This is a genomic window from Alteriqipengyuania triglochinis, assembly GCF_054655655.1.
In genome coordinates this window covers 328,584-344,059 of sequence record NZ_BAAHNC010000002.1, presented here as the reverse complement: position 1 = coordinate 344,059, position 15,476 = coordinate 328,584, and the positions used below count along the sequence as shown (strand labels likewise).

At 65.2% G+C, this 15,476-nt stretch carries 16 protein-coding genes; 3 read left to right on the top strand and 13 right to left on the bottom strand.

Translation table 11 applies throughout. The features are described from left to right. Nucleotides 1-2: 2 nt before the first annotated feature. From ACYQ0L_RS07365 to ACYQ0L_RS07335, 7 genes are read right to left on the bottom strand one after another with little or no spacing between them, the layout of a single operon-like run. On the bottom strand, nt 3-686 hold the full coding sequence (locus ACYQ0L_RS07365) for a PIG-L deacetylase family protein (RefSeq protein WP_459788401.1): 684 nt from the start codon (nt 684-686) through the stop codon (nt 3-5). Beyond that, nucleotides 683-1,585: a formyltransferase family protein gene (locus tag ACYQ0L_RS07360; protein WP_459788399.1), complete on the bottom strand. Its 903-nt coding sequence runs from the start codon at nt 1,583-1,585 to the stop codon at nt 683-685. Before ACYQ0L_RS07360 ends, ACYQ0L_RS07365 begins: the two co-directional genes overlap by 4 nt. After that, entirely contained in the window at nt 1,582-2,616 is a 1,035-nt protein-coding gene (gene neuB / locus ACYQ0L_RS07355) for an N-acetylneuraminate synthase (protein ID WP_459788398.1), read from the bottom strand. Before neuB ends, ACYQ0L_RS07360 begins: the two co-directional genes overlap by 4 nt. 10 nt (nt 2,617-2,626) lie before the next feature. Continuing rightward, nucleotides 2,627-3,268: an acetyltransferase gene (locus ACYQ0L_RS07350; RefSeq protein ID WP_459788397.1), complete on the bottom strand. Its 642-nt coding sequence runs from the start codon at nt 3,266-3,268 to the stop codon at nt 2,627-2,629. Between the two features lie 10 nt (nt 3,269-3,278). Further along, nucleotides 3,279-3,956: an acylneuraminate cytidylyltransferase family protein gene (locus ACYQ0L_RS07345; protein ID WP_459788396.1), complete on the bottom strand. Its 678-nt coding sequence runs from the start codon at nt 3,954-3,956 to the stop codon at nt 3,279-3,281. Then, complete coding sequence (locus ACYQ0L_RS07340; protein WP_459788395.1) at nt 3,953-5,137, bottom strand: LegC family aminotransferase; 1,185 nt, start codon at nt 5,135-5,137, stop codon at nt 3,953-3,955. Before ACYQ0L_RS07340 ends, ACYQ0L_RS07345 begins: the two co-directional genes overlap by 4 nt. Nucleotides 5,138-5,173: 36 nt before the next feature. Continuing rightward, a complete protein-coding gene (locus ACYQ0L_RS07335; protein ID WP_459788394.1) occupies nt 5,174-6,184 on the bottom strand; it encodes an NAD-dependent 4,6-dehydratase LegB in 1,011 nt (336 codons plus the stop codon). A gap of 157 nt (nt 6,185-6,341) precedes the next feature. On the opposite strand from ACYQ0L_RS07335, the gene ACYQ0L_RS07330 reads away from it, so the two are divergent. The 3 genes from ACYQ0L_RS07330 to ACYQ0L_RS07320 are packed head-to-tail and all read left to right on the top strand — an operon-like array spanning nt 6,342 to nt 10,006. After that, on the top strand, nt 6,342-7,298 hold the full coding sequence (locus tag ACYQ0L_RS07330) for an NAD-dependent epimerase/dehydratase family protein (RefSeq protein WP_459788393.1): 957 nt from the start codon (nt 6,342-6,344) through the stop codon (nt 7,296-7,298). Nucleotides 7,299-7,340: 42 nt separating this feature from the next. Next, on the top strand, nt 7,341-7,943 hold the full coding sequence (locus ACYQ0L_RS07325; protein ID WP_459788391.1) for a sugar transferase: 603 nt from the start codon (nt 7,341-7,343) through the stop codon (nt 7,941-7,943). A 17-nt stretch (nt 7,944-7,960) separates the two neighbouring features. After that, entirely contained in the window at nt 7,961-10,006 is a 2,046-nt protein-coding gene (locus ACYQ0L_RS07320; RefSeq protein WP_459788390.1) for a polysaccharide biosynthesis protein, read from the top strand. 33 nt (nt 10,007-10,039) lie between these two features. Here ACYQ0L_RS07320 and rfbD read toward each other — a convergent pair whose 3' ends face one another. The 6 genes from rfbD to ACYQ0L_RS07290 all read right to left on the bottom strand — a co-directional run bounded on the left by rfbD (nt 10,040) and on the right by ACYQ0L_RS07290 (nt 15,469). Further along, complete coding sequence (gene rfbD, locus ACYQ0L_RS07315; protein WP_459788389.1) at nt 10,040-10,921, bottom strand: dTDP-4-dehydrorhamnose reductase; 882 nt, start codon at nt 10,919-10,921, stop codon at nt 10,040-10,042. After that, nucleotides 10,918-11,991, bottom strand: coding sequence for a dTDP-glucose 4,6-dehydratase (gene rfbB, locus ACYQ0L_RS07310; protein WP_459788388.1), 1,074 nt, complete (start codon nt 11,989-11,991; stop codon nt 10,918-10,920). The genes rfbD and rfbB overlap by 4 nt, the downstream gene beginning before the upstream one ends. Nucleotides 11,992-11,996: 5 nt before the next feature. Further along, the gene (gene rfbC / locus ACYQ0L_RS07305; RefSeq protein ID WP_459788387.1) at nt 11,997-12,575 is read right to left on the bottom strand and encodes a dTDP-4-dehydrorhamnose 3,5-epimerase; all 579 of its coding nucleotides are present in this window, start codon (nt 12,573-12,575) and stop codon (nt 11,997-11,999) included. Beyond that, entirely contained in the window at nt 12,572-13,453 is an 882-nt protein-coding gene (gene rfbA / locus ACYQ0L_RS07300) for a glucose-1-phosphate thymidylyltransferase RfbA (protein ID WP_459788386.1), read from the bottom strand. The genes rfbC and rfbA overlap by 4 nt, the downstream gene beginning before the upstream one ends. Nucleotides 13,454-13,613: 160 nt before the next feature. Further along, nucleotides 13,614-14,438: an enoyl-ACP reductase FabI gene (gene fabI / locus ACYQ0L_RS07295; RefSeq protein WP_459788385.1), complete on the bottom strand. Its 825-nt coding sequence runs from the start codon at nt 14,436-14,438 to the stop codon at nt 13,614-13,616. Further along, entirely contained in the window at nt 14,435-15,469 is a 1,035-nt protein-coding gene (locus ACYQ0L_RS07290; RefSeq protein WP_459788384.1) for a YihY/virulence factor BrkB family protein, read from the bottom strand. Before ACYQ0L_RS07290 ends, fabI begins: the two co-directional genes overlap by 4 nt. Nucleotides 15,470-15,476: the final 7 nt, after the last annotated feature.

Below are 15,476 nucleotides of genomic sequence, written 5' to 3'. Positions count from 1 at the left end.
CTTCATTTCGGCGCACCCCCGACCCGCTCGCGCAGCAGCATGAACGCCTCGGCAGAATCGAACCCGCTGGCAGCGCCTCTCACGGTTGCCAGAGCGCGCATGCCCCGGGCACTGCGGGGGAAGGGGTGTTGTCCGATCTCGCCTTCGAACATTTCGGCGATGCGGATTTTGTCTTCGATGTGGTCGGAAATGTCGACGAACACGTTGGGCCTGAAGCCGGGTGAATCGGGCGACATGTCGAAATCGGTTTCGGACTGCGCCTCGTACGCATAGGCGCGCTGGACCGAAGCATAGCGAAACCATTTCGCGGTGGCGATGGCGGCATCGAACACCGCGGCATGATCCGAATGGGCATCGCGTCGGAACGGCAGATAGACGTCGGTCGGTTCGATCCGCTTCACCGCCTGCGCGATCCCGCCAATGATGTCGCCGAGCGGCTGGTGGTCGAGTGTGGTGGTCGGGATATCGAGCCGGATCGTCTCGGCGAAACCATAGGCTTCGGCGACCTTCTCGATCTCCCGCTCGCGCTTGTCGACCACTTCGGCACCAAAGCCGGCGTCTGTGGAAATTCCGGTCACGATCAGCCAGTAGATCGCCTCTCCGGCAGCGCGCGCGCGCAGCAGGGTGCCGCCGCAACCCAGCGTTTCGTCGTCCGGATGCGGTGCGATCACGAGATGGCGTTTCACAGGTAATCCCCTACTGTCGGAGTGGGCATATCGGATGTCTCGATCAGTCTCACCGCCCCGATCCCGGCCTTGACGACCACGCCGTCCGGTCCGGCTTCAAGCACTTTGCCCGGCTCTGCGTTCTCCGGAACGTCGCCGTCGAATTCGGCGCAGTGCCACAGCTTCACAAGATCATCGCCCAGCCTGAAATCGGCACCGATATAGGGCCGGGTGAGGGCGCGAACGAGGTTGTAGATCCCCGATGCGGGCATGCGCCAGTCGATCAGGCCGTCGGCAGCTCCGCGCTTGCGCCAGGTGGTCGCCAGCGCGTGGTCCTGCGGCTGCGGGGCGAGCGTGCCATCGGCCATGGCCGCCACGATGCCCTGCAATTGCCCCGGCATGACCTGCAGCACCTTGCGGTAGAGGCTTGCCGCGTCATCCTCGTTCGCGATGGCCAGCGGCACCTGGCTCAGGATCGGGCCGCTATCGGCGCCTTCGTCCATCAGGAAGAAGGTTGATGCGGTCTGCTCCAGCCCCAGCGCGAGCGCCCAGATCAGGGGATGTCGTCCGCGATTGGCGGGCAAAGCGGCGGGATGGTAGCCGACAGTGCCGATGGCAGGAACCGCGAGCGCGTCGGCAGAAATCAGCCGCGACCAGCCGATCACGAAAACGACCTGCACATCGGCTTCGCGCAGCAGGCCCGGCAGCGCTGCCTTTTCGATGTCTTCCGCATAATGCACCGGGAGGCCTGCCGCCTCGGCGCGGCTTGCGATATCGACGAAATCGGCGTTGAACTTGCTGGCGCGCAAGGTGAGGACCCCCCGCAGGTCGACACTCTCATTGGCAATCAGCGTCTCAAGCGCGACATCGCTCGATTCGACGCAACCGACGAAAAACGCGCGGAGGGGGGCGTCGCTCACGCATCTTCCCCGTGCTTGCGCGTTTCAAGCTCGATCAATTCGTCCGTCGTGAAGCCACGCGGGGCCGGGCGGCCGATTACCTCGTCCCAGCGCATCGGCGATATGCCGGTGCCGGGCCGTTTGGTGCCGAGATTGTCCTCGCTGAATATTTCGCCCTTCGCGATATCGCGGCTCGCCACGATCGATTTGCGGACGATGGCGCGATTGCCGATTTCGCTCGCCGAAGGGCGCTTGATGCCGTCGCCTGCCACGGCCTGCTCTATGTTGCGGATGCCCGAGCACATTGCTGCCAGCTCGTCGGGCTCGAGGCTCGCGAGATGATCGGGGCCTGGCAGCGTGCGGTCTAGCGTGAAGTGCTTCTCGATCACCGTCGCGCCCAGGGCCACGGCGGCGATCGGAACTTCGATCCCCGGCGTGTGGTCGGAATAGCCGATCGCCACGCCGTACGTCTCTGCAATCTGGTTCATCGCGCGCAAGTTCACGTCGGAAAAGGGGGTGGGATATTCGGTGTTGCAGTGGAGCACGGTGATGTCATCGCGTGACAGGCCGGCATCTTCGAACACGGCCAGCGCATCGCCGATCTCTTCGAGGTTGGCCATGCCGGTGGACAGGATCACGGGCAGCTGCGCCGCCGCATAATGCCGCAGCAGCGGCAGGTTGGTCACCTCGCCAGAAGGCACCTTGATCCGGTCGACGCCAAGGTCGAGCAGCAATTGCAGCGATTGCGGATCGAAAGCGGTCGAGAAGAAGCCGATTCCGTGCTTCTCGCATTCCGCCTTGAGCATGTGATGGTCGTCGATCGAGAGCTCGAGCCGCTTGACCATTTCGTATTGGGTTTCGCCATCGCCGGTCGCCGCGATCTGGTACTCCGCCTTGGCCGCGCTGCGCGAAATGCTCTTGGCGGTGTCGAAGGTCTGGAACTTGACCAGATCAGCGCCCGCCTCTGCGGCCAGACGCACCAGCTCGCGCGCCTTGTCCATGTCGCCATTATGATTGACGCCGGCTTCGGCGATGATGAGGCACGGTTTCATCGACATATCCTTATCCACGGGCCTTCGCCGGAATGCCGACATAGATGCTGTCGGGATCGCAGGATTTCACCACCACGCTTCCCGAGCCGATCATCGTATTGGCTCCGATCTCCAGATGGGCGCCCGGCTGCCCCTGATTGACCGCCGCGCCGGTGCCGACCCACACGCCCGGGTGCAGGTGGACATAGCCCGAAAGATTGGCCCCGGGCGCAATGTTGCAATAGTCGCCGACGATAACGTCATGGCCGACCGTCGCATTGAGATTGAAAATGCTGAAAGCGCCGACCGCGATGCGATTGGTGAAGCGCACACCGGCGCACACGATCACACCCGGCATCGCTTCGATCCGTTCGCGCTGCCCCACGCCGAACGATGCGGACGGGTGGATGAGCGCGGGGAATTGGAGTGTGCCGGCATAGCGTTCGGCGATCTTGCGCCGCACCGCATTGTCTCCGATGCCGATCGCGAACAGCCCGTCCGACAGCGAGTCGATTTCGCTCTCGGGCAGAACCTCGCCGAAATCGGAAAGGTCGTCGGCCTGGTCGGGATCATTGGTCAGGAAGGCGACCGCATGATCGTTCGCATGTGCGATGTCCGCCACTTCGCGCGCAAAGCCCGAAGTCCCGAAGATGTAGATTGCCGGTTTGGTCATGGCGCCTTCCTTACCCGCGCGAGGCGTCGGCCAGCAACAGCTCCGCGATCCGCCAGTCGAGCATCGTGTCGATATCGACCGAGCTTTCGGCATCCATTACGAAGCCGAGTGTATCCTCGCCCACCAGCGTTTCGGTTTCGCGCAAACGCGCGGCGGTGTTCCAGTACATCGCGCCGTTGAGCGTGAAGAGTTCGGACAGGTCCTGCCGCCGGGCGGCGTCGGCAGTGGTGTCGTAGCGATCGAGGCCGCCATTGGCATCGCGGTAGAACATCCAGGCGGGGTGGTCGTCCACCTCGCGTACCGAGACCACCGAGGACGCGCCGCTCTCCCTTGCGAAAGCTAGCAGCGCATCGATCTGCGCTGCCGTGCGCAGCGGCGACGTCGCCTGCAGCAGCACGAGGTCATCATGCCCGGGCAATTGCTCGATCGCGTGCAGCACCGGCGCGATGCCGGGCGCCTCGTCGCTCGCCAGTTCGGCGGGCCGCATGAACGGAATTTCGGCGCCCCATTCGCGGGCGACTTCGGCGATCTCCTCGTCCTCGGTCGACACGACCACGCGCTCGATTCCCTCGGCAGCGCGCGCCGCCTCGATCGTCCACGCGATCAGCGGCTTGCCCGCGATGGAGCGGATGTTCTTGCGCGGAATGCCTTTCGAGCCGCCGCGGGCAGGGATCAGCGCAAGGGTCACGCGCCCGCCTTTGCCGGTCCGGCAAGGTTGGGGCTGCTCGGCACGTTGACGACCCGCCCGGCCAGATCTTCGGCACAGGACACATCGGCGCGGGGCGCGTCGGCAAACATCGGCAGGCGGTGCATCAGCGTCCAGACCGGCCGCGCCATCAGGTCCGCATCGTTGAGCGCGCCCAGCAAGGCCTCCTGCTCCCCGGCGCGATCGGCATCGAGGATCAGCGTGCACAGCCAGTAATTGCTGACCGTGCCGTCCGGCTCGCGCAGGAAGCTGACACCGTCGATCCGGTCGAACGCCTCGGCGTAGCGTTCTGCCAGCACGCGCTTGCGCGCCAGCATGTCGGGGACCCGCTCCAGCTGCGCGCAGCCGAGCGCGGCGTTGAGGTTCGGCATGCGGTAGTTGAAGCCGATTTCGTCGTGGATGAAGTTCCAGCGGTCGGGCACGCGCGCGGTCGTCGTCAGGTGCTTGGCCCGCTTCGCCAAGGCGGCGTCATTGGTCAGGATCGCGCCGCCACCGCCGGTGGTCATCACCTTGTTGCCATTGAAGCTGAGCGCGGAGACCAGTCCGAAATTCCCGGTGTGGGTGCCGTGATAGGAAGAACCGAGCGACTCGGCGGCATCCTCCACCAGCGGGATGTTCCAGCGTTCGCAGACCGCCGCCAGCTCCTCCATCCGGGCCGGGTGGCCGAAGGCGTGCATTACGATCAGTGCGCTGATCCGGCGGCCGGTCGTGCGGTTGTAGCAGGCCCCGTCGCGCCGTTCGGCAATCTCTTCGAGATGCGCCGCCAGCTTTTCGGGATCGACGCCGAGCGAGGTCGCCTCGCTATCCACGAAATGGGGCACGGCACCGGCATAGCTCGCCGCATTGGCGGTGGCGATGAAGGTCAGCGTGGGCATCAGCACTTCGTCGCCGCGCTCGACCCCGGCCAGCAGCAGCGAGACGTGCAGCGCCGCCGTGCCGTTGACGACGGCAATGGCATGCTCCGTACCGCAGAATTCGGCCAGGTCCTTCTCGATCCGGTCGACATAGGAGCCGACCGAGGAGACCCAGCCGGTCTCGATGCAATCGGCGACGTAAGCCGCCTCGTTGCCCGCGAATTCCGGCTCGTGCAGCGGGACGAAGCCGTCCCGCTCGCCCGTAATGGTGCGGACGGTACGGAGAATGGCGTCGGTCAGTTCGGTCATGTCGGTCGCGGCGGGTGCCGCCCCTCCGCTAGAGCCTCAGATGTTGTAGGTGTCGGCCTTGTATTGCGATAGGTTGGCCGGGTCGGTGAACCATTCGATCGTTTCGTCGAGCCCACGGCCGAAGCCTTCGCGATTCCCGTATTGCGGGGTCCAGCCGGTCAGCTCCTCGGCCTTGGCGTTGGCCGCCCACAGCCGTTCGACTTCGCTCTTTTCGGGACGCATGCGCTGGTCTTCGCTGACGATCCTGACCTCGCGGCCCATGCGTTCGGCGATCAGCGCGGCGGTATCGCCGATCGAGATCTCGAAATTGCTGCCGATATTGATGACTTCGCCCAGCGCCTTGTCGGATTCGGCCACCGCGCAGAACCCTCGCACCGTGTCGCGCACATAGTTGAAGTCGCGGGTCGGGTGGGTTGCGCCAAGGCGGATCTCGTCCTTGCCATTGGCAATCTGCGTGATGATCGTCGGGATCACCGCGCGCGCCGACTGGCGCGGGCCGTAAGTGTTGAACGGACGGATCGTCGCCACCGGGGTTTCGAACGAGAGGTAGAAGCTCTGCGCGATCTGGTCGGCGCCGATCTTGCTCGCCGAATAGGGCGACTGGCCCTGCAGCGGATGCTCTTCGGTGATCGGCACGAAGCGCGCGGTACCGTAGACCTCGCTGGTCGAGGTGTGGACCACGCGCTCGACACCCAGGTCGCGCGCCGCCTGCACGATGTTGAGCGTGCCCTTGACGTTGGTGTCCACATAGCTGTCGGGCGAGTGATAGGAGAAGGGGATCGCGATCAGCGCGGCCAGATGCATCACCACGTCGCAATCCTGCATCGCGGTGCGCACGCCGTTGGGATCGCGGATATCGCCCGCGAACACGTCGATCGCCTTCTTCACATGATCGGGCGAGCGGTCGAGCCAGCCCCAGCTGTTGAAGCTGTTGTAATAGACGAAGGCGCGCACATCGGCGCCCAGATCGACGAGATGCTCGACTAGGTGCGAGCCGATGAAGCCATCGGCGCCGGTCACGAGAATGCGTTTGTTGGAAAGGTCCACGATAGCTCCGGGAAATGGGCGCGGTCAGGGCGGGCCAGTGTCGGGCGCCTTTTAGCCAACTCCCCCGTTGCCGCAACCCGAGATTGCCCGATGCCGCACCGCTCGCTTTTTCCCGAACGCGAAGCTAGGAAAGCCATCTGCAAGAAGGGTTTGGTCGATGAAGATTGCCGTTTCCGGAGCGACCGGACTGGTGGGGGGCGAAGTTGTGCGCCAGCTAGGCGAGGCGGGGCATGATGCCGTGCCCCTCGTCCGCCGGGCCAGCGGCATTCCGGGTGAAGTGTTGACCGGGGACCTCGCCGATGGCGCGCTGACGGGCGAAGACCTCGCCGGCTGCGACGCGGTCATCCATCTCGCCGCCCGGACCCACGTGATGCATGAAACGGCGAGCGATCCGCTGGCCGAATATCGTCGTACGAATGTGAAGGGCACGGCGTGTCTGCTCGATGCCGCTTTTGCGGCGGGCGTCCGGCGTTTCGTGTTCATGAGTTCGGTCAAGGCGGTCGGCGAATGGTCGCGGCCCGGCGAGCCATTGCGTCCCGATAGTGAGCCACGGCCCGAGGACGCCTACGGGCAGTCCAAGCTCGAGGCCGAGGCTCTGGTGCGTGAACGCTGCGAGGCTGCAGGCATCGGGTGGACGATCATCCGCCCGCCGCTGGTGCATGGCGTGGGCGTCCAAGGGAACCTGCAGCGCCTGGTGCGCCTGATCGAACGCGGCATGCCCCTGCCGTTCGGTGCGGTGCGCAACGCGCGCAGCGTCGTTTCGGTCCGCAACCTCGCGGCGGCCGCGATCGCCGCAACGCACGCCGGCGATGCCGAAGGCCATGTGCTGCATATCGCCGACCTTACGGTCTCCACGCCCGAACTGATCCGCGAACTCGCGCGTCCGGCGGGGCGCGGGCCCCGGCTCCTTCCCGTGCCGCCCCGGCTCATGGCATGGGCCGCCTCCCTGCTCGGGCGCGGAGCCGAAGCACAGCGCTTGTTCGGCTCGCTGGAACTGGAAACCGCGCCCAGCTGGCGTGCGCTCGGCATGGAACCGCCCTTCGATCCGCGCGAAGAACTGCATGCTGCGGTGCAGCCGCAGAATGTTGCCGCCCGTTCACCATTGAAGTATTAAGCCGGAGCTTTCCGGCAGACAGCCCGTTAGATCGCAAAAATTATGAGCCAGACCAGCTTTCCTCATCGCTTTGCCAAGCGAGCATTCGATCTTGCGGTCGCGATATTGCTTGCGCCGATCGCGCTCCCTTTGTGCCTGTTGCTGTTGATCGCGATCCGGCTCGAATCCCCGGGCGCGCCACTGTTCGTGCAGGAACGCGTGGGCCGGGACCGGAAGCCGTTCCGTATGCTCAAGCTGCGCACCATGCGCTCGGACACTGAACACGCGGCCTCGCATCTGGTCGGTGCCGCGCAGATCACCCGGCTTGGTGGCGTGCTGCGCAAGCTCAAGCTCGACGAACTGCCGCAGCTGGCCAATATCCTTGCCGGTTCGATGTCGCTCGTCGGACCGCGTCCGTGCCTGCCCAACCAGGAAGAACTGATCGAGGAACGCGCGCAGCGCGGCGTCTATGCCATCCGGCCCGGCGTTACCGGTGCCGCACAGATCCGCGGGATCGATATGTCGGAGCCGCGCCGGCTGGCGGAAGCCGACGCAGCCTATATGCATCAGGCCACCTTTAGGGGCGACCTCGCGATCCTGATTGCGACTGCAACCGGCAGCGGGCGCGGCGATGCCGCCGCGCGCCGGATCGAGAACAAGGTCTGAGAGCCGTGTCGCGCAAGATGGCACCCCAATCCGGCCCGACGCGTTTGATCGAACTGCTGCTGAGGCTGCCGCGACCGGCCAAGCGCGGGATCGCGCTCAGCCTCGACGCCGCGATCTGCGGCTTCACGGTCTATCTCGCATTCTATCTGCGCCTTGGCGTGCTGGTCGATCCCTTCGTGGGCCCGCCGCACCCGACAATGGGTGCCATTGCGATTGCCCTGCCGATCTTCGTGTCCATGGGCCTGTATCGGGCCATCTTCCGGCACGCCGGCTTCGGTGCGCTGGTCACTGTGGGCCGCGCGGTGGCCCTGTATTCCGTGCCCTACGTGTTCATCTACACCATTATCGGCGTGTATGGCGTTCCGCGCACGATCGGGCTGATTCAGCCCATCCTGCTGTTCCTGTTCGTCGCCTCCTCGCGCCTCGCCGCGCGGGCCTACCTGGGGGAGACCTATCGCACCTTGTGGGCCAGCGAGGATACGCCGCGGGTGATGGTTTACGGCGCGGGCCGGGCGGGGCGCCAGCTGGCGAGCGCGATCCAAGCCAGCGGCGAGATGCGCGTGGTCGGCTTCCTCGACGACGATCCCGATCTGTGGCGCTCGACGATCAACGATACGCCGGTGTTCTCCCCCGCCAAGCTGGCAGACGTGGTCCACCGCAAGCGCGTGACCGACGTGCTGCTGGCGGTGCCTTCGGCAACCCGCAAGCGGCGCGCCGAGATCGTCGCGCAGCTCAAGCATCTGCACCTGCACGTGCGCACGCTGCCGGGGGTGATGGACCTCGCGCGCGGTTCGGTTTCGGTCCGCGACCTGCGCGATCTCGAAATCGACGACCTGCTGGGGCGTCCTGCGGTACCGCCCGACCCGACGCTGATCCGGCATAACATTTTGGGCAAGACCGTCCTCGTAACCGGAGCCGGCGGATCGATCGGCAGCGAACTGTGCCGGCAGATCGCCGCAGAGGGGCCCGCCCGCCTGGTGCTGGTCGAAAACGCCGAATTCAACCTCTACTCCATCCACCGCGATCTGACCTGCGGCCCCCGGAAGTACGAAGTCGATCCGGCATGCGTCATCCCCATTCTTGGCTCCGTCATCGACGCGGGCCGGATGGACGAGGTCGTGGAACAGTTCGCGCCCGACACCATCTTCCACGCGGCCGCCTACAAGCACGTGCCGCTGGTCGAGCACAACGCGACGCAGGGCATCGAGAACAACGTCTTCGGCACGCTGACGATCGCGCGCGCGGCGCAGCGCCACGGCGTAGCGAACTTCACGCTGATCAGCACGGACAAGGCGGTCCGGCCGACCAATATCATGGGCACGACCAAGCGCCTGGCCGAGATGGTGCTGCAGGCGATCGCGGCCGAAGGGGGCCCCACCCAGTTCTCGATGGTGCGGTTCGGGAATGTCCTCGGCTCGAGTGGTTCGGTGGTGCCCGTGTTTCGCGATCAGATCGCCCGGGGCGGGCCGGTGACCATTACCGACGAGCGGATCACCCGCTTCTTCATGACCATTCCCGAGGCGGCCCAGCTGGTGATCCAGGCCGGGGCCATGGCCAGCGGGGGCGAGGTGTTCCTGCTCGACATGGGCAAGCCTGTGCGGATCGTCGATCTGGCGCGCAACATGATCGAGCTGTCGGGCCTGACGGTGCGCGATGCGAAGAATCCTGCCGGCGACATCGCGATCGAGACGATCGGCCTGCGCCCGGGCGAGAAGATGTACGAAGAGCTGCTGATCGGGGAAAAGCCGCAGCGCACCAAGCATCCGCGAATCATGCGTTCGCGCGAGGATTTCGTCCCGTGGGCGGAGCTGGAACTGGGTCTCTCCGCGCTGCAGCAGGCGGTCGAGGCGGGCGACGCGGCGCTTGCGCGCGATCAGCTGATCGAGCTGGTGCCCGAGTTCCAGCCGCAGTCACCGCTGGTCGACTGGGTCGCGTCCGAAAAGGCGATCCGCGAGGCGAGGGGCACGCGCAAGGAGATTTCCGGGCGGATCGCGGATGCTTCGCGGAGCCCATCGGATGGGGGAGCGAGCGTGACGCCGATCGCTTCGGCCAAGCGACCGTAGACCCAAGGCTAGAGCGAAGGGGGCGGTACCGACCTAGGTGGTTTCGCCCAGCAAGCGGGCGACGGTCGTTTCGAGCGAATCCTGCCAGCGCGGCGCAGTGTGCCCGAAGGCCTCGGCAAACTTCGTGCTGTCGAGCCGCGAATTGGCCGGGCGCGCCGCCTTGGTCGGATATTCGGACGAGGGGATCCCCGCAACCTCGCAGGTGGGCCCGCCATGCTGGGCGCTGGCGGCGAAGATCGCGCGCGCGAAATCGGCCCAGTCGGTCGAGCCGGTTCCGCCGAAGTGATAGATCGCATTGGCACCATGGCCGGGCTCGGCCTGCCAGCGATCGGCCACCGTCAACACCGCGTCGGCAATGTCGAGCGCGCTGGTGGGATTGCCGTATTGGTCGTTGACGACGTTGAGCGTGTCGCGGGTTTCGGCGAGGCGCAGCATGGTCTTGACGAAATTGCCGCCGAACGGGCTGTAGACCCATGCCGTGCGCAGGATCGCATACGTCGCGCCCGACGCGGCGATCGCCTCTTCGCCCGCCAGCTTGGTTTCGCCGTAGGCACCGATCGGCCCGGTCGCATCGTCTTCACCCCAGGCCCGGTCGCCGCTGCCGTCGAACACGTAATCGGTCGAAAGATGGATCACCGGCGCGCCGATTTCGGCGGCTGCGCGGCCGATATGTCCGGGGGCGACGCCGTTGATCAGGCGGGCGAGCTCGGGCTCGTCCTCGGCCTGGTCGACCGCCGTGTAGGCGGCGGCGGAAACGATCAGGTCGGGTTGCTCGGCGGCGATGGTGCGCGCGATGCCAGCGGGGTCGGCGAGATCGAAATCGGGCCGCGCGGCGAAGACCAGTTCGTGGGCGTCGTTCCGCTCGGCCAGCGACCGCGCAACCTGTCCCTCACGTCCGGTGACAAGAATCTTCATTGGGCGCCGCCCGGCTTGCTTTCACCCAGCCGTTCGCCGCCATATTTCCCCGAACGGATCGGGCCCCACCACCACTCGTTGTCGAGATACCAGTCGATCGTCCTGGCAAGGCCGCTTTCGAAGGTCTCTTCCGGCGTCCAGCCCAGTTCGCGTTCGATCTTGCTGGCATCGATCGCATAGCGGCGATCATGGCCGGGACGATCGGTGACGAAGGTGATCAGTTCGCGCCGCGCCTTGCCGTCATCGAGCGGGCGGCGCTCATCCAGCGCATCGCAGATCGCTTCGACCACCTGCAGGTTGGTGCGCTCCTGATTGCCGCCGATATTGTAGCTCTCGCCCAGTTCGCCGGTGGTCAGCACCGCGATCAGCGCGCGTGCGTGATCTTCGACATAGAGCCAGTCGCGCACGTTCTCGCCGGTTCCGTAGACCGGCAGTTGCTTGCCATCGAGCGCGTTGAGGATGACCAGCGGGATCAGTTTTTCCGGGAAGTGGTAGGGCCCGTAATTGTTGGAGCAATTGGAGAGCACCACCGGCAGGCCATAGGTTTCGTGCCAGGCGCGCACGAAATGGTCGCTCGCCGCTTTCGATGCCGAATAGGGGGAAGAGGGCGAGTACGGCGTTTCCTCGGTGAACAGCGTATCGTCGAAATCGAGATCGCCGAACACTTCGTCGGTCGAGATGTGGTGAAAGCGGAAGTTCGCTTTCTTGTCGCCTTCGAGCCCGCGCCAGTATTCGAGCGCGGCGTCGAGCAGGCGGAAGGTGCCCACCACGTTGGTCTCGACGAAGGCGCCCGGCCCGTCGATGGAGCGGTCGACATGGCTCTCGGCGGCGAGGTGCATGATCCCGTCGACGCTCTCTTCACGCAGCAGGTTCAGCACCAGCTCGCTATCGAGGATGTCGCCCTCGACGAGGCGGTGATTGGGCGCGTTGGAGATCGTCTTCAGGCTCTCGGGATTGCCGGCATAGGTCAGCTTGTCGAAATTGATCACGCGCTTGCCGTCGCGCACCAGCTGGCGCACGACCGCCGAGCCGATGAAGCCCGCACCGCCGGTGACGAGAATCGTTTCCATCAGACTTAACCTTCGTAGGTGAACGGTGAATCGAAATCGGCGAGGAACGGGGCGACCTCGTCCTTGTCCGAAAGCGTCGGCTCTACGCCGAACTTCTCTTTGGGATCGGGCCAGTCGATGCCCAGCGCCGGGTCGTTCCAGCGGATCGCGCCCTCATGCTCCTTCGAGTAGGGGCCGCTGACCTTGTAGAGCACTTCGGTGTCGGGCTCGATCGTCATGAAGCAGTGCGCAAAGCCGATCGGCACGAGCAGCTGGTTCCACTTCTGAGCCGACAGCTCCACACCGACCCATTTGCCGTAGGTCGGCGAGCCTTTGCGGATATCGACCGCGACATCGTAGATCGCGCCGCGCAGCACACGCACCAGCTTGTCCTGCCCCACCGGCGGGACCTGGAAATGCAACCCGCGCACCGTGCCGACGGCGGCGGAAAAGGACTGGTTGTCCTGGATCCAGTCGATATCGATGCCAGCCTCTTCGAAGGCGGAGCGCTTGAACACTTCGGAAAAGAAGCCGCGATGGTCGCCATATTTGGGCGGGCGGACTTCGATCACCTCGGGAATGGCGTGGCGGATGAATTCGGTCATGCCGGGTTCTCCACGATCCGCTTGAGATAGGCGCCATAGCCGGTCTTGCCCATCATCGCGCTGCGTTCGAGCACCGTGTCGGCCTCCAGCCAGCCCTGGCGGAATGCGATTTCCTCGGGGCAGGCGATCTTGATGCCGGTGCGATGCTCGATCGTCCGCACGAAGCTGGAGGCTTCGTGAAGACTTTCATGCGTGCCGGTGTCGAGCCAGGCATAGCCGCGACCCAGCCGCGTGATGTGAAGGTCGCCGCGCTCCATGTAGGCGCGATTGACGTCGGTGATCTCCAGCTCGCCGCGCGCGCTGGGCTTCACGTCTTTCGCGATCGCGGTCACGTCCTTGTCGTAGAAATACAGGCCCGTCACCGCCCAGTTCGACTTGGGGTTGGCGGGCTTTTCCTCGATGCTGGTGGCCCTGCCGGTTTCGGAATCGAAAGCGGCGACGCCATAGCGTTCCGGATCGTCGACATGATAGGCGAAGACGTTCGCCCCGCCCGCCGCAGCCTCGGCGGCCGCGGTGCGGCATTTCTCGCCCATCTTCTCGCCGTGGTAGATATTGTCGCCCAGGATCAGCGCGCTCGGCTGCCCGTTGACGAAATCCGCGCCGATGATGAAGGCTTCGGCAAGCCCGTTGGGCTCGGGCTGGACGGCATAGCTCAGATCGACCCCGAAGGCCGAACCGTCACCCAGCAATTGCTCGAACATAGGCAGGTCGCGCGGGGTCGAAATGACCAGGATCTCACGGATCCCCGCCAGCATCAGCACGCTGAGCGGGTAGTAGATCATCGGTTTGTCGAACACCGGCAGAAGCTGCTTCGACAGCGCCATGGTGGCCGGGTAGAGCCGGGTGCCGCTGCCGCCGGCGAGGATGATGCCTTTCACGGGATAAGTCCTCATGCACGCAAGGAGATGCGCTGGATTGCGCGGCCCTAACAAGGGCGCAAACGGCTGTCACCCCTTGCGCGCAGTCTGCGGGCCGTGACCGGGCGAGGGCGACCGCACCGAAGCGGTCGAACTCTCCCGGACGCGGTCTTGAGCGGCCTCAGCCCAGCGCGATGTCGGGCGCGTCTTCCTGCTTCATTCCGACCACGTGGTAGCCTGCATCGACATGGTGGACCTCGCCCGTCACCCCGGCGGACAGGTCCGACAGGAAGTAGAGGCCCGAACCTCCGACATCCTCGATCGTCACGTTGCGGCGCAGGGGGGAGTTCAGTTCGTTCCACTTGAGGATGTAGCGGAAATCGCCGATCCCGCTGGCCGCCAGCGTCTTGATCGGACCCGCGCTGATCGCGTTGACCCGGATATTGTCGGGCCCGAGGTCGTTGGCGAGATACTGCACGCTGGTTTCCAGCGCGGCCTTGGCCACGCCCATCACGTTGTAGTGGGGGATGACCTTTTCGGCGCCGTAATAGGTCAGCGTCAGGATGCTGCCACCGCCCGATCCATCCTCGGCCTTGGGCGGCATCATCGCAGCTGCGCGCTTGGCCACCGCCACCAGGCTGTAGGCGGAGATGTTCATCGTCATCAGGAAATTGTCGAGGCTGGTGTCGACATATTTGCCGCGCAGCTCGGACTTGTCCGAAAAGCCGATTGCGTGGACCACGAAGTCGAGGCTGTCCCAGCTCTGCTTCAGCGTATCGAAGGCCTCGTCGAGCGCTTCCATCTTGCTGACGTCGCAGGGGATGAGGATGTCGGAGCCGAGCTGCTCGGCCAGCGGGCGCACCCGCTTTTCGAGCGCCTCGCCCTGGAAGGTGAAGGCGAGCTGCGCCCCCTGTTCGGCGAGCTTCTTGGCGATGCCCCACGCCAGTGACTTGTCGTTTGCGAGCCCCATGATGAGGCCGCGCTTGCCTTCCATCAGACCGGTCATGGTTTTTTCCTTTCGTATGCCAGCGCCTCTGGCGCAATTCGCGGAGATTCGCCCCCCAGCCGGGAGATGCGTTTCTCCTCCGGCGTTTCGGCCAGCGCCGCGTTCAACTGCGCCCCGATAACGAGGCCGAGCCCGACCAGCCAGAAAAAGAGCAGCGTGATGATGATGCCGGCGAGTGAGCCGTAGGTGAGATTATATGCGAAGAAGCTGCGCAGAACCGGCGGCAGGGCGACCGTCACGCCGACCCACCAGAGCGTGGTTGCCACGGCGCCCGGCCACTTGGGGTAGCGCTTCTTGCGGTAGGGGCCAGGCGTCAGGATGTAGAACAGCGCGTAGATCGATCCGAACAGTCCGAAACCTGGGACGAAACGCGCCAGCGCCAGCTTGCCCAGCGCATCGTTGAGCAGCGGGAAATACGCTTCGATCACCTGTTGCGCGGTACCGATCATGACCTGCGCGATAAGCGACAGCATCAGGAGGATGATCGCGCCGATGATCATCGCGGTGGAGGCGAGGCGGTAGCGCCAGAAGGCCTGCGTCGCCTCGGTGCCGTAGGCCCGGCGCAGCAGGTCGCGGATCGTCTCGATCAGACTGCCGACCGTCCACAGGCCGATCAGGCCGCCCGCCCACAGCAACCAGCCCTGACGTGCATCGACCACGCTGCGGGCAACCGGCTCGATCACCTCGGCGACAACCGGCGGCATGGCCAGCAGCAGGGCGTTTATCGTGGCGGCGCGTTCGCTCCCTTCGCCCAGCGCCGCGAAGATCGCGGTCGCGGTGATGAAGAAGGGGAAGATCGCCAGCATCGACATGTAGGCCAGATTGCCGGCGTAGAGGAATCCGTCGTTGAACGTGCCGACGAACACCCGCCGCACGACTTCATAGGATTTGTAATGTGCCGGAATCGTACCGGCCCGCCCGCTGCGCACCGAGGCGGCTTCGCGTCGCCGGTCTTCCGGGGTCAACGAGTGGATCTGTCGGTTTTCCGGGTCCGGCAGCGCCTGTCTCAAGCGAGGGATGAGGCGGAGCACGGACAGT